Source organism: Cobetia sp. 5-25-4-2 (assembly GCF_013374075.1).
GTDB lineage: Bacteria > Pseudomonadota > Gammaproteobacteria > Pseudomonadales > Halomonadaceae > Cobetia > Cobetia marina.
Genome location: NZ_BLWK01000002.1, coordinates 551,355 through 564,604 on the forward strand (window position 1 = coordinate 551,355; position 13,250 = coordinate 564,604).

General features: G+C 61.9%; 11 protein-coding genes and 9 tRNA genes. 5 read left to right on the top strand and 15 right to left on the bottom strand.

What is annotated here, in order from left to right:
• Nucleotides 1-30: 30 nt before the first annotated feature.
• The 14 genes from HXS65_RS07155 to HXS65_RS07220 all read right to left on the bottom strand — a co-directional run bounded on the left by HXS65_RS07155 (nucleotide 31) and on the right by HXS65_RS07220 (nucleotide 5,609).
• Nucleotides 31-118 (bottom strand) — tRNA-Ser (locus HXS65_RS07155).
• A gap of 176 nt (nucleotides 119-294) precedes the next feature.
• Entirely contained in the window at nucleotides 295-870 is a 576-nt protein-coding gene (locus HXS65_RS07160; protein WP_176493531.1) for a YiiD C-terminal domain-containing protein, read from the bottom strand.
• An 8-nt stretch (nucleotides 871-878) separates the two neighbouring features.
• Entirely contained in the window at nucleotides 879-1,439 is a 561-nt protein-coding gene (locus HXS65_RS07165; RefSeq protein ID WP_077375494.1) for an NAD(P)H nitroreductase, read from the bottom strand.
• A gap of 128 nt (nucleotides 1,440-1,567) precedes the next feature.
• Complete coding sequence (gene queF / locus HXS65_RS07170) at nucleotides 1,568-2,446, bottom strand: NADPH-dependent 7-cyano-7-deazaguanine reductase QueF (RefSeq protein WP_084207951.1); 879 nt, start codon at nucleotides 2,444-2,446, stop codon at nucleotides 1,568-1,570.
• Nucleotides 2,447-2,579: 133 nt separating this feature from the next.
• Nucleotides 2,580-3,353 (bottom strand): ABC transporter permease, encoded by a 774-nt coding sequence (locus tag HXS65_RS07175; protein WP_141392446.1) that lies wholly within the window; start codon nucleotides 3,351-3,353, stop codon nucleotides 2,580-2,582.
• The gene (locus HXS65_RS07180; RefSeq protein ID WP_077375503.1) at nucleotides 3,350-4,318 is read right to left on the bottom strand and encodes an ABC transporter ATP-binding protein; all 969 of its coding nucleotides are present in this window, start codon (nucleotides 4,316-4,318) and stop codon (nucleotides 3,350-3,352) included. The genes HXS65_RS07175 and HXS65_RS07180 overlap by 4 nt, the downstream gene beginning before the upstream one ends.
• A 450-nt stretch (nucleotides 4,319-4,768) precedes the next feature.
• Nucleotides 4,769-4,843 (bottom strand) — tRNA-Gly (locus tag HXS65_RS07185).
• Nucleotides 4,844-4,877: 34 nt separating this feature from the next.
• Nucleotides 4,878-4,953: transfer RNA gene (locus HXS65_RS07190), tRNA-Glu, on the bottom strand.
• A gap of 4 nt (nucleotides 4,954-4,957) precedes the next feature.
• Nucleotides 4,958-5,032, bottom strand: a tRNA-Gly gene (locus HXS65_RS07195).
• Between the two features lie 60 nt (nucleotides 5,033-5,092).
• A tRNA-Glu gene (locus tag HXS65_RS07200) sits at nucleotides 5,093-5,168 on the bottom strand.
• 73 nt (nucleotides 5,169-5,241) lie between these two features.
• A tRNA-Gly gene (locus tag HXS65_RS07205) sits at nucleotides 5,242-5,316 on the bottom strand.
• A gap of 37 nt (nucleotides 5,317-5,353) precedes the next feature.
• Nucleotides 5,354-5,429, bottom strand: a tRNA-Glu gene (locus HXS65_RS07210).
• Nucleotides 5,430-5,433: 4 nt separating this feature from the next.
• Nucleotides 5,434-5,508, bottom strand: a tRNA-Gly gene (locus HXS65_RS07215).
• A 25-nt stretch (nucleotides 5,509-5,533) separates the two neighbouring features.
• Nucleotides 5,534-5,609: transfer RNA gene (locus tag HXS65_RS07220), tRNA-Glu, on the bottom strand.
• A 264-nt stretch (nucleotides 5,610-5,873) separates the two neighbouring features.
• Here HXS65_RS07220 and msrB point away from each other — a divergent pair.
• The 5 genes from msrB to argE all read left to right on the top strand — a co-directional run bounded on the left by msrB (nucleotide 5,874) and on the right by argE (nucleotide 11,524).
• Entirely contained in the window at nucleotides 5,874-6,296 is a 423-nt protein-coding gene (msrB, locus tag HXS65_RS07225; protein WP_176493532.1) for a peptide-methionine (R)-S-oxide reductase MsrB, read from the top strand.
• A 205-nt stretch (nucleotides 6,297-6,501) separates the two neighbouring features.
• Nucleotides 6,502-7,488 carry a ribosome biogenesis GTPase YlqF gene (gene ylqF / locus HXS65_RS07230; RefSeq protein WP_176493533.1) on the top strand — a complete coding sequence of 329 codons (987 nt, stop codon included), beginning with the start codon at nucleotides 6,502-6,504 and terminating at the stop codon, nucleotides 7,486-7,488.
• A gap of 238 nt (nucleotides 7,489-7,726) precedes the next feature.
• Nucleotides 7,727-8,965, top strand: coding sequence for a pyridoxal phosphate-dependent aminotransferase (locus HXS65_RS07235; RefSeq protein WP_176493534.1), 1,239 nt, complete (start codon nucleotides 7,727-7,729; stop codon nucleotides 8,963-8,965).
• 225 nt (nucleotides 8,966-9,190) lie between these two features.
• Entirely contained in the window at nucleotides 9,191-10,090 is a 900-nt protein-coding gene (gene htpX / locus HXS65_RS07240; RefSeq protein ID WP_077378460.1) for a protease HtpX, read from the top strand.
• Between the two features lie 279 nt (nucleotides 10,091-10,369).
• Nucleotides 10,370-11,524 (top strand): acetylornithine deacetylase, encoded by a 1,155-nt coding sequence (argE, locus tag HXS65_RS07245; RefSeq protein WP_218015060.1) that lies wholly within the window; start codon nucleotides 10,370-10,372, stop codon nucleotides 11,522-11,524.
• Nucleotides 11,525-11,614: 90 nt separating this feature from the next.
• Here argE and nhaC read toward each other — a convergent pair whose 3' ends face one another.
• Complete coding sequence (gene nhaC, locus HXS65_RS07250; RefSeq protein ID WP_077378455.1) at nucleotides 11,615-13,171, bottom strand: Na+/H+ antiporter NhaC; 1,557 nt, start codon at nucleotides 13,169-13,171, stop codon at nucleotides 11,615-11,617.
• Nucleotides 13,172-13,250 lie beyond the last annotated feature (79 nt).

A 13,250-nucleotide genomic window follows, 5' to 3' on the forward strand; every position in this document is an offset into this window, starting at 1 on the left:
CGCATCGTGAGATGCGGGCTTTTCTGAATCTGGTGGAGGAGGAGGGATTCGAACCCTCGAAGCCTTTCGACTTACACACTTTCCAGGCGTGCTCCTTCGACCACTCGGACACCCCTCCAGATCAGTGCTCTCATTGGTCACCCGACTGCGTCGTGTTTCCCTTGAGAACGCGGCGTATATTATCGATAACCCTTGAGGGACGCAAGCCTTTTTTCCAAAATCTTTCAGATAGATAGCGTCAGCGCCCTCACCCACCGCACTCGGGCCGAGGTCGGGCCGAGACCGTGCTCGGCATCACGGCCCGAGCACCACGTAATCGCCCTGGGCCTCGAAACACAGTCTCGGGGAAGACTGCCCATCGACCTGACACCACAACTGCTGAGTCAGCGACAATCGCGCTCGCCGCCCTGCCGCCAGACGCTCGCCGACGTCGATCAGCGCGGCCATGTCATCCGGCGCACAGCAGATGTGGTAATCGCCACTGACCGGGGCCAGAAACTGCTGACTGGCTCGCGACACCACGAGATCGCGCTGGATACCGCGAGCACGCAGCCACAGCGTCACCCAGCTCCAGCCACACAAGGTGGCCTCGAGACTCATGGCCCCGCCGAAGGCCGTGCCCTTGTCGTTGAGATTGGGCGGCAGATGCAGGCGCCAGCTCAGCTGCCCCGTCGAGCGCTCGGGCTCTGACCACTGCATCTCGACAAGCCCCATGTGGGCAGCCAGCGGAATCGCCTGACTCAGCCAATCACGGAACCGTGACAGATCTTCACCGACCGGCGCCGCGAGAGTGCCCGACCGCCCCTGCCCGTCACGCGGCAAAGGCAGCGGTGGCCAGGCTTCACCACTCGAGCGCAACTGCTCGTTCATTCAGCGCCTCACTGCCAGCGTTCGACGAAGTCGGCACTCTCGCGGCTCGGCAAGGGCTTGAGACGTCCGCCCGGGGTGCCGAGGTAGAGGAAGCCGACCAGCTCATCCTGCTCACTCATGCCCAGTCCGGCGTGCACGGTTGGGTCGAACGCGTAGCCGCCCGTGCGCCACATGCCACCGAGTCCCTGTGCCTGAGCGGCAAACAGCATGGCGTGAGCGGCACAACCGGCACTCACCACCTGCTCGACACGCGGCACCTTGGGGTGGTCCGGCGTGACCTTGGCGATCACCGCGACGACCATCGGCGCCCGTAGCGGCTTCTTGCTGGCCGCGGCCTGGGCTGCCTCGTCACCTGCCGGCGACGTGTTGCGCTCCGCCTCGGCAAACAGCTCGCCGAGGCGCTCCAGCCCGCTGCCCGTGAATTCGATGAAGCGCCAGGGCGTCAGCTCGGCGTGGTCCGGCGCACGCAGGGCGGCCTGGTAGATGGCCTCCATCTGCGCATCGCTCGGGGCTGGCGCCATCAGCTTGCCCATGGAATTGCGTTCATGCAGTAACGTCAGCGCGTCCATCGTCTCTCCTGTCACAGACTTAAGATAAGAATGATTCTCACACTAGCATCTCACCAGCACGCCGTCTCATCACTCGATGCTATCTGCCTGATTGGCAAGCCGATCAGACGACATGACCATAGAGAGGACTACTGACGCGAGAGACGCAGCGGCAGGCTGGCACGGGCCTCGGCCTCGAGATCTGGCGTGGCACGCCACGGGCTGATATCCAGGCCGCCACGGCGCACATAGCGCGCCATCACCAGCAGGGACTCAGGCTTCACGCGCGCCATCAGGTCGACGAACAGATGCTCGACGCAGTGCTCATGGAAATCCTGGTGCTGGCGATAGCTGATCAGATAGGCCAGCAGGCGCTCGCGATCGATACGCGGGCCGCGATAGCGGATCCAGACGCTGCCCCAGTCCGGCTGACCGGTAACCGGGCAGTTGGACTTGAGCAGATGGCTGTGCAGGTCTTCGCTGACGATATCGGCGTCATCGGCGCTGAGCAGCTCCGGCGACGGCGTGTAGTGCTCGACGGTGATCGGCAAGTCATCGAGGCATTCTCCCGGCAGGCGCCCGACGTCCAGCTCGTCATCATCCAGTCCCAGCAGACGCACCTCGACCGGCGCACCCGCCGCGGCGGCAAGATCCCGCTCCAACGTCGTCTGCACGGCCGCCTGATCGGCGAAGCGGCTCTGATTGAGGCTGTTGAGATAGAGCTTCCAGGATTTGGACTCGATCAGATTCGGGGAAGCCGCCGGCAGGCGGAAACGGGCCACACGCACCCATGGCTTGCCGGATTCATCCAGCCAGGAGACCTCAAAGGCGTGCCATTCATCCTCACCGACGAACGGCAACGCCGCATCATCGATACCGATGGGACCACGATTGGCCGCCCGCGCGATGGGGAACAGCAGGCTGGCATCGTAGTGCTCGGGGTAAGCGGACTCTCGCCCGAGCGGGGCATCCTTGAGAGTCTCGGGGCGCGCCTCGTCGGGCACGTTGACGGCAGTGGGGTGAGCCATGACAGCACTCCTGTGAAATAGGCCAATAACGTATCGATATCAGGGGCGCAGACAGCAGAACGCCGGCAGAAGCCGGCGTTTCGTGCACTGGCGCGATAGCGCGCATCTTACCATCATCCTCTGGGCGACATCTTCAGCTGCGGATGCCCTTGCCACGCTCCAGCAGCCACAGCGCGAAGGCGAACAGGCCGATGATGAAGGCCACGATGGCCGCCATCGCCGGACCGACACTGATGTCCGAGACCCCCAGAATGCCGTAGCGGAAGGTGTTGACCATGTAGAGAATCGGGTTGGCCAGTGACACCGTCTGCCAGAAGTCCGGCAGCATGTGGATGGAATAGAAGACGCCACCGAGATAGGTCAGCGGGGTCAGCACGAAGGTCGGAATGATCGAGATATCGTCGAACTTGCGTGCGAACAGCGCATTGATGAAGCCACCGATGGAGAACAGCAGCGCCGTCAGCACCACGACCATGATGGTCAGGATCGGGTGATGGATATCGAGATCCGTGAACAGGAAGGCCACGGCGGTGACGATGATGCCGACACCGAGCCCGCGCACGGCGCCACCGATGATATAGCCGAGCAGGATGATCCAGGACGGCAGCGGCGAGACCATCAGCTCCTCGATGCTGCGCTGGAACTTGTTGGAGAAGAACGACGAGGCCACGTTGGAATAGGAGTTGGTGATCACCGACATCATGATCAGCCCCGGCACGATGTAATCCATGTAGCTGATGCCATCCATGGTACCGATGCGCGAGCCGATGAGATTGCCGAAGATGACGAAGTACAGCGTCATGGTGATGGACGGCGGCAGCAGCGTCTGCGGCCAGATACGCGTGAAACGACGGACTTCCTTGACGACGATGGTGACCAGAGCCACCCATAGCTGACGGGGGTTCACTGCGTGATCTCCTTGGCGACATTGGAGGCGATACCGCTTTCGGCATTGGAGCGCTCGACCAGGTCGACGAACAGCTCCTCGAGACGATTGGCGCGATTGCGCATCGACACCACGGTGATCCCGGCGCGATCCAGCGCCGCGAAGGCGGTGTTGATCGACTGGCCCTTGCGTACGGACAGCGACAGCTGCTGGGGATCGCTCAGAGAGACCTCGAATCCCTCGATGACCGGTGCGCTGGCAAGCGGCTCACGTAGATCGAGCAGGAAGGTTTCGGCGTCCAGCTCCTTGAGCAGCTCGCGCATGCTGGTGTTATGCACGATCTCGCCGTGATTGATGATGGCGATATTGCGGCACAGACTCTCGGCCTCTTCCAGATAATGCGTGGTGAGGATGATGGTAGTGCCCTCCTCACGGTTGATGCGGCGCATGAACTCCCACATCGAGCGACGCAGCTCGATATCCACCCCGGCAGTCGGCTCATCGAGAATCAGCAGACGCGGCTTGTGAATCAGCGCGCGGGCAATCATCAGACGGCGCTTCATGCCACCGGACAGCATGCGTGACGGGGTATCGCGCTTGTCCCACAGCCCGAGATCCTTGAGCAGGCGCTCGGCACGCGGGCGCGCTTCCTTCATGGGCATACCGTAATACCCTGCCTGGGTCATCACGATATCCTGCACCTTCTCGAACTGATTGAAGTTGAACTCCTGAGGGACCACACCGAGATGGTATTTGGCCTTCGAGAAATCCTTGTCGATATCGATGCCCGAGATCTCGACCTTGCCGGCGGTTTTCTGCACCAGCGAACTCACCACCCCCAGGGTCGTGGACTTGCCGGCCCCGTTGGGCCCCAGCAGTGCAAAGAAATCGCCCTCAGGGACATCGAGATCAATCCCCTTGAGCGCCTCGAAACCGTTACCGTAGACCTTGGTCAGGCCACGAATGGACAAGGCGAGTCGTGACATCGGACACCTGTAATCAAATTGGCGCTGTCAGCCAGCACAGCAGAAAAGACGCATCTGAGAACAATTGCGCAACAGTAGCGACACCGCTGAGCAGCACTCGAACATGAAAATCAGACACAAGACATTGGATGCGCATGGTAACGCATTCAGCGCTGCCACATCAGGCACGCTGCAGGAAAGGCATTAGTGCGATACGGGAAACAAGCAGGAGGGAAAAATCAACTGGGAGGACAACACCAAGGACCGGTGCAGAACGAGCTGAGGAGGAATTTCAGGCACAAAAAAATCGCCGGTGACGTGGCACGATGATCGTGTCTGTCAGGCGATGGCGTACTGCTATTTCATCAATTACATCGTGTTCGACTGGAGCGGGAAACGAGATTCGATAGGACTGGCTTTCCAGCGGACTGGCGCTCCAGATCGCGACCCAATGACTTTCCACTTTTCGACTGGAGCGGGAAACGAGATTCGAACTCGCGACCCCAACCTTGGCAAGGTTGTGCTCTACCACTGAGCTATTCCCGCCTGTCGAAACCAAAAACTGCGCCGTCAAACAGAATGGCGTCCCATAGGGGGTTCGAACCCCTGTTACCGCCGTGAAAGGGCGGTGTCCTGGACCACTAGACGAATGGGACGTACTGGAGCGGGAAACGAGATTCGAACTCGCGACCCCAACCTTGGCAAGGTTGTGCTCTACCACTGAGCTATTCCCGCACCGGGTGTCATGAAGCTGTGCTCACGACATCTGTCTTACTGCTACCATCATGCTCTGCATGGCGTCCCATAGGGGGTTCGAACCCCTGTTACCGCCGTGAAAGGGCGGTGTCCTGGACCACTAGACGAATGGGACGTACTGGAGCGGGAAACGAGATTCGATCGGACTGGCGAACCAGCTCGCGACCTTGTCGCATTGCCTTTTCCTTTGGAGCGGGAAACGAGATTCGAACTCGCGACCCCAACCTTGGCAAGGTTGTGCTCTACCACTGAGCTATTCCCGCAACACAAGCAGATCATGCGACCACACAAGACCGAAGATGGCGTCCCATAGGGGGTTCGAACCCCTGTTACCGCCGTGAAAGGGCGGTGTCCTGGACCACTAGACGAATGGGACACACTGGAGCGGGAAACGAGATTCGAACTCGCGACCCCAACCTTGGCAAGGTTGTGCTCTACCACTGAGCTATTCCCGCACTCCGGTCTCTACGCTGCAAGAAGTGGCGTCCCATAGGGGGTTCGAACCCCTGTTACCGCCGTGAAAGGGCGGTGTCCTGGACCACTAGACGAATGGGACGTAACGTTCTTGCCTCGTCGAGGTGGCGCGTATATTACAAAGCCCCCTCCCCTTCGTCAACCCCCTGCTTCAACAGGATTTTTCCGGCGTTGGCCAAGTGCATCCACCACGTGCTTGTGGTCACGCCCTGACGCCCGCATTCTTGGGGTATGTACCGGGTGTCGAGTGAAGACCGGTAGCCATTGTTTCGGATTGCCGCTCACGGGGACTTGCTTGCAGGTTCGCGCGGGCATCGATTCGAGAAACGCATAGAGAGAAGAGACCATGAGCGAGCTAGACAAGCCGGCCCAGGACAAGTTGATCCGCAGTGAAGAGGAATGGCGCAAGCGCCTGACGCCGGAGCAGTATCGCGTCGCACGTGAAGCCGGTACCGAACGCCCCTTCAGTGGCGATCACGAGGTCAGCCCGACACCGGGCACCTATCACTGCATCGCCTGCGACGCGAAGCTGTTCGACAACGACACCAAGTTCGACGCCGGCTGTGGCTGGCCGAGCTTTGATCGGCCCTATGCGGATGCCGCCGTCGAAGAGCATTTCGACACCAGCCATGGCATGCGACGTGTCGAAGTGCGCTGTCGTCGTTGCGAATCCCATCTGGGACACGTCTTTCCCGACGGCCCCACCGAGACAGGGCAGCGCTATTGCATCAACTCGGTGTCCCTGCGCTTCAAGCCGGTGCGCAGCTGAGACGCCAGAGCGCGAGAAGACGAAGCCAGCGTTTCTCCATGGCCGAGCCGCCTCTGGTAGAATGCGCCGCCATACGCGTCCCCTCTCCTTGCTGCCTGTCATCTATCGCCACCTCCATTGGTGAGCGACTCCTGACAGGCGGGCGAGGAGGCAGGACAAGAGGTGACAGGACAACCGTCATACCCCTGACGGCAGGAGAAGCAACATGCTGGGCTGGTACCCGGGACACATGCACAAGGCGCGTCGTCAGATAAAGGACGCGCTGCCCGAGATCGACGTGGTCATCGAAGTCCTCGATGCCCGCCTCCCCTACTCCAGCACCAATCCGGTGCTGTCCGAGCTGACCCGCCACAAGCCGGTCCTCAAGCTGCTGTCACGTGCAGACCTGGCGGACCCGGCACGCACGCGTGAATGGGTCGAGTATTTCGATGCCCTGCCCGATACCCGTGCACTGGCGATCACCACGCTTGAGGCGCGTGACCTCAAGCAGATCCCGCGGCTGTGTCGCGAGATGGCCGGTCATATCCGTGTCGATCGTGATGCGCGCGTGATGGTGATGGGCATCCCCAACGTCGGAAAGTCGACGCTGATCAATGGTCTGGCGGGTCGCAAGATCGCCAAGACCGGCAACGAGCCCGCCGTCACCAAGCGTCAGCAGAAGATTCGCATCGATGGCGGCATCGCACTGATCGACACCCCCGGGGTGATGTGGCCGAAGATCGAGGATCAGGCCAGCGCCTACCGTCTGGCCGGCAGCGGCGCGATTCGGGATACCGCCATCGACTACACCGATGTGGCGGTGGTCGTGGCGGCGGAGCTGGCCAGGCGCTATCCCGATGAGCTGATCGCTCGCTACAAGCTCAAGTCACTGCCGGCCTACAGTGCCAACCCTGATGCAGAGCGAGTCGAGAGTGATGGCCCGCGCAAGGTTGATCTGATGGCGCTCTCGGGCTTCAACGGGGTCGCGATTCTGGAAGAGATCGCCAGCAAGCGTGGCGGCCTGCGCGCCGGTGGCATCATCGATCTGCATCGCGGTGCAGAGGTGCTGCTGCACGAATTGCGCGATGGCAAGCTCGGACGTCTGACGCTGGAAACGCCGGCGGACATTCCCGCCGAGCCGGTGCCGGAAGCCAGTGGCGAGACGCAAGATGGCGCACGGATGAGCGAACCGCCTGAGTCTGCGAGCGAATAACGCTACCAGAACAGTGAGATAACGACGGTCGAATTCAGATCTCATTCGCGGACCATGCCTGCAAGCCAGTTGAAAATCCTGCCAGATAACCTCTGGCGGGATTTTTTTCTGCCTGAACATTTCAAACCGCAAATTTAACCACGCTATTGGCCCTTGGCCGTGGCGCGGCAGGCAGGCGGCGCGATATGCTGGACACTCGCCCCTACACCTTACGTGACGGAGATCTACGGAAAGCACCATGGATACCGAGCAAAGAAAGCCCCGCGAAATTCGCAAGTCACACAAGCTGGACAACGTCTGCTACGACATTCGCGGGCCGGTTCTCGAACACGCCAAGCGTCTCGAGGACGAAGGTCATCGCATTCTCAAGCTCAATATCGGCAACCCGGCGCCCTTCGGCTTCGAGGCACCGGAAGAGATCCTGCAGGACGTGATGCGCAATCTGCCGACCGCGCAGGGCTACTGTGACTCCAAGGGGCTTTACTCGGCGCGCAAGGCGATCATGCAGGAGTGTCAGCGCAAGGACATCCAGGGTGTCGGCATCGAGGACATCTACATCGGCAACGGTGTCTCGGAGCTGATCGTGCTGGCCATGCAGGCCCTGCTCGACGATGGTGACGAGCTGCTGGTACCAGCACCGGATTATCCCCTGTGGACCGCTGCCGCCAATCTGGCCGGTGGTCGTGCCGTGCACTATCTGTGTGACGAGACGCAGGACTGGGCTCCCTCCATCGAGGACATCCGCGCCAAGGTGACCAGCCACACCAAGGGCATCGTGCTGATCAACCCGAACAACCCGACCGGCGCGGTCTACCCGCCAGCCGTCGTGAAGGACATCCTGCAGGTTGCGCGGGAATACGGCCTGGTGGTGTTCTCGGATGAGATCTACGACAAGATCCTCTATGACGATACCGAGCACGTCTCCACCGGTGCGTTGGCCGATGATCTGCTGGTCGTGACCATGAATGGCCTGTCCAAGAGCTATCGCTGCGCGGGCTTCCGCTCCGGCTGGATGATTCTCTCCGGCGACAAGCGCCCGGCGGCCGACTTCATCTCCGGTCTCGACATGCTGGCCAGCATGCGCCTGTGCGCCAACGTCCCGGCGCAGCACGCCATCCAGACGGCACTCGGCGGCTATCAGTCCATCAACGACCTGGTGCTGCCGGGTGGCCGTCTGCTGGCCCAGCGTGATGCGGCCTGGAAGAAGCTCAACGAGATCCCCGGCGTCAGCTGCGTGAAGCCCAAGGGCGCGCTCTACATGTTCCCGCGTCTCGACCCGGAGATGTATCCCTTCGAGGACGACCAGCAGATGGTGCTGGAGCTGTTGCTGGAAGAGAAGATGCTGCTGGTGCAGGGCACCGCCTTCAACTGGCCGAATCCGGATCACCTGCGCATCGTCACCCTGCCCTACGCCGATCAGCTGGAAGAGGCCATCGAGCGTCTCGGTCGTTTCCTGGCGCGCCGCCGCAAGAGCTGAGACACCTCTTTCCTGCGGCAAGCTCCCGCAGCACTGAGCCTCGAGACGGCCTGACGCCACGGTGTCGATACCTGCCTCACGAAAGGTCTACGCACACCGGCACGGTGGTGATACCTTCCTGTTACGCGCCGCCTGTCCGCCATGTCGCAGTGATTCATCTCACTGTCAGCATGGCGGGCAGATAATTGCGCCTTACCGATAGATTGGCATTGGAGACCTGACCCCATGATGCGGATAGCCCTCTTTCTGATCACCAACCTGGCGGTGGTGCTGCTGGCCAGTGTCACGCTGCGCCTGCTGGGCTTCGATGGCTACATGGAAGCCAACGGCATCAATTACACCGCCCTGTTGATCTTCTGCTTCATCATCGGCATGGCCGGCTCGGTGATTTCCCTGTTCCTGTCCAAGATGATGGCCAAGTCCTCGACGGGCACCGTGATCATCGAACAGCCACAGAACGATACCGAACGCTGGCTGCTGACAACCGTCGAGGAACTGTCTCGCGACGCCGGCATCAAGATGCCGGAAGTCGGCATCTTCCCGGCGCAGCAATCCAATGCCTTCGCCACCGGCTGGAACCGCAACGATGCGCTGGTCGCCGTCTCGGCCGGCCTGCTCAATCGCATGCGTCCCGAGGAAGTGCGTGCGGTACTGGCGCACGAGATCGGTCACGTGGCCAACGGCGACATGGTGACGCTGACGCTGATCCAGGGCGTGGTGAACACCTTCGTGATGTTCTTCGCGCGCATTGCCGCACATGCCATCGACGCCTTCCTGAAGCGAGATGACAACAGCGGCGGCCTGGGCTTCTTCGGCTACATGGCCGTGGTCTTCGTCCTTGAGCTGGTGCTGGGCCTGGTGGCCTCGATGATCGTCGCCTGGTTCTCGCGCTGGCGCGAATATCGTGCGGATGCCGCAGGCGCGAGTCTCGCGGGCAGCGGTTCGATGATCAACGCGCTGGCACGCCTCAAGCAGGAACATGAGCTGCCGGACCAGATGCCTGACACCATGACCGCCTTCGCCATCACCACCGGCAAGAGCCGCAAGCTGATGGAGCAGCTGTTCGCCAGCCACCCGCCGCTGGATGACCGTATCGCCGCGCTCAAGGCCGCTGCCTACAAATAAGCCTCGAGCAGCACCGCACTCTTGAGCAATGCAGAAGCCCGCCACGTGAGTCACGTGGCGGGCTTCTTGCGTCAGGGCTGACCCCGCAGACTCCCAAGCATGCCTCGCGGCACATCGTGATCAGCCACGAAGTGCCACAGGGGGTTGCGGCCACGATTGACTTGGCATGCAGGCAACTGCATAAAGCAGACTCCTGCGTCCGTTCAGCGCCAATGTGATCCCCTCGGGCTTTCACATCCGGCCCCTCCCCGAACGGCGCCATGCCTCATGAGGCCCGACATGCAACGCACCCTCGACATCATCACTCGCCTGATCGCCTTCGATACCACCTCGGATCGCTCCAATCTGGCATTGATCCACTTCGTTCGCGATCTGCTGGCCGAGCATGGCATCCAGGCGAGCGTGCTTTCGAATGCCGAAGGCGACAAGGCCTCGCTGCTCGCCACGATAGGGCCCGCGGTGGCCGGTGGTGTCGTGCTCTCCGGCCATACCGATACCGTGCCCGTAAGCGGCCAGAACTGGTCCCATGACCCTTATCAGGCCACGCTGAAGGAGGGTCGTCTTTATGGTCGTGGCTCGGTGGACATGAAAGGCTTCATCGGCCTGTGCCTGGCGATGGTGCCGGATTTTCTTGACGCTCCCCTCAAGCGGCCACTCCACCTTGCCTTCTCCTACGATGAGGAAAGCACCTGTCTGGGCTGTCTGCCACTGATCGACCACATGCGCGACACGCTGCCCGACGTCGCCGCCGTCATCATCGGCGAACCGACGGAGGGACGCGTGGTCTCGGCGCACAAGGGGGTGCATGCCTGGCGCACGGAAGTGACCGGCGTGCCGGCGCATTCGAGCCGACCGGACCTGGGTGTCTCGGCCACGTTCTACGCCGCGCGCATCATCTCGGAGCTGGAACGCACGGCAAACGACCTGCGCACCCAGGCCTCACGGGGCGAACTGTTCGAGCCCCCGTACTCCACGCTGCACGTCAGCACCATCCAGGGCGGCAATGCGACCAACATCATTGCCAAGGATGCTCGCCTGCATTGGGAGCTGCGCAACCTGCCCGGTGATACCCCTGACGCGGTACGCGCGCGAGTCGATGACTTCACCGCCCGACTGGCCCTCGAGATGCAGGAGCACTCACCGGAGTGCGCCATCCAGACACTGGAGGACTACGCCTCGGTACCGGCGCTCACGCCGGAGCCCGACGGCAAGGCAGAGACGCTGGCCTTTGCGCTGACGGGTCAGCGTGAACGCTGCGGTGTCGGCTTCTGCTCGGAAGCGGGCTGGTTCCAGGATCGCGGTTTCTCGACTGTCGTCTGCGGGCCAGGCTCCATCACGCAGGCCCACAAGGCGGATGAGTACATCGACATCGCCGAACTGGAGCGCTATCGCGAGTTCCTGATACGCCTCACACGTCATCAGTGCACTGACTGAACGCTGGACGCCCCCCTCGAGTGCCCATGAAAAAGCCCGCCGCGTTCACCACGCGGCGGGCTTGCCTGTCTCTGTCACCCAGTACGTCAATCAGCGAGACTCTGCCGTCTCATGAGGGGTATCCAGCACCAGAGATTCGGCCAGCGGAGTCGGCTCTCCGCCATCCGCCTCGTCACCTTCGGCCAGACGCTCCAGCTTGAAGCCGACCATGGCATAGGCCACCGCCAGCACCAGATTGACCAGATTGAACAGCGCAAACGGCAGATAACTGAGAGTCGCGACCCCCAGCGTTGCCGCCATGTAGGCGCCGCAGCTGTTCCAGGGAATCAGTGGCGAGGTGATGGTGCCGGAATCTTCCAGTGCCCGCGACAGGTTGACCGGCGCCAGGCGACGGCGGCGGAATTCAGCGCGATACATGCGCCCCGGCAGGATGACCGAGATGTATTGATCCCCGGTCACCACATTGGACGCCAGGCAGGTACCCAGCGTGGTGATGACCAGCGAACCGGCATTGCGCGTCGCGCCCAGCAGGCTCTGCACCAGACGCTCCAGCAGACCGAGTCGTTCGATCACGCCGCCGAAGGTCATCGCCGAGAGGATCAACCACACGGTGTTGAGCATGCTGCTCATGCCGCCCTTGGAGAGCAGCGAGTCGATCACCTCATCGCCGCTGTGGGAGACATAGCCATCGAACATCGACATCCATACGCCCTTGAGCAGCGCCATGGCGGTGGACATGTCAGGGACATTCGCCAGTCCCGCCACGGCCTGTGGCTGGAAGATGACCGCGAAGACACCCCCGAGCACCGCACCGATGAAGATCGCCGGGAAGGCGGGCATCTGACGCACGGCCATCACCAGCAGCACCAGCAGCGGAATCAGCAGGTGCAGGCCGATGTTGAACTGCTCACCCAGCTGGGCACGCAGGTTGGCGACCTGCTCCGGCGTCTGCAGGCTGGAGACGGAGTCGTGGCCCAGCCACAGAAAGCCTGCCAGCGCGAGCAGGATGCTGGGAACCGTCGTCCACAGCATGTGACGAATGTGCGCGAACAGCGTGGTCCCCGCCGCCGCCGGCGCCAGATTGGTGGTATCCGACAGTGGCGAGAGCTTGTCACCGAAGTAGGCCCCGGAAATCACCGCACCTGCCGTGATCGCCTCGGAAAGCCCCAGCCCATCGGCAATGCCGATCAGGCCAATACCGATGGTGCCGGCCACCGTCCAGGAGCTCCCCACCGACAGCGCCACCAGCGCGCACAGCAGACATGCCGAGGCATAGAAATACTGAGGCGCGATCACATCCAGCCCGTAGTAGATCATCGCCGGCACGGTGCCACCGAGAATCCAGGTACCGATCATCGCGCCTACCGCCAGCAGGATCAGGATCGCGCCCAACGAGATCTGGATCCCCTTGTTGATCCCCTCTTCGATATCGCTCCAGCGATAACCGTTCTTGAGGCCGATGACTCCCGCGATCATCGCGCCAGACAGCAATGCCACCTGATTCGGCCCCCAGGAAGCATCGGCGCCGAACAGCACGACCGCCAGCACCAGCATGGCGATGACCAGCACGATGGGGATCAGGGCATCCAGCAGGGAGGGGGGACGAAAGCCACCGCCCTCGGCTGGTCTATCAGGAGATTGTTGCATTCAGGACACCATCTTCAGGAAATGAGGACGCCGACACGCGCCGTCGTGACGGGCATGGCAGAAGGCACAAGAAACGGGG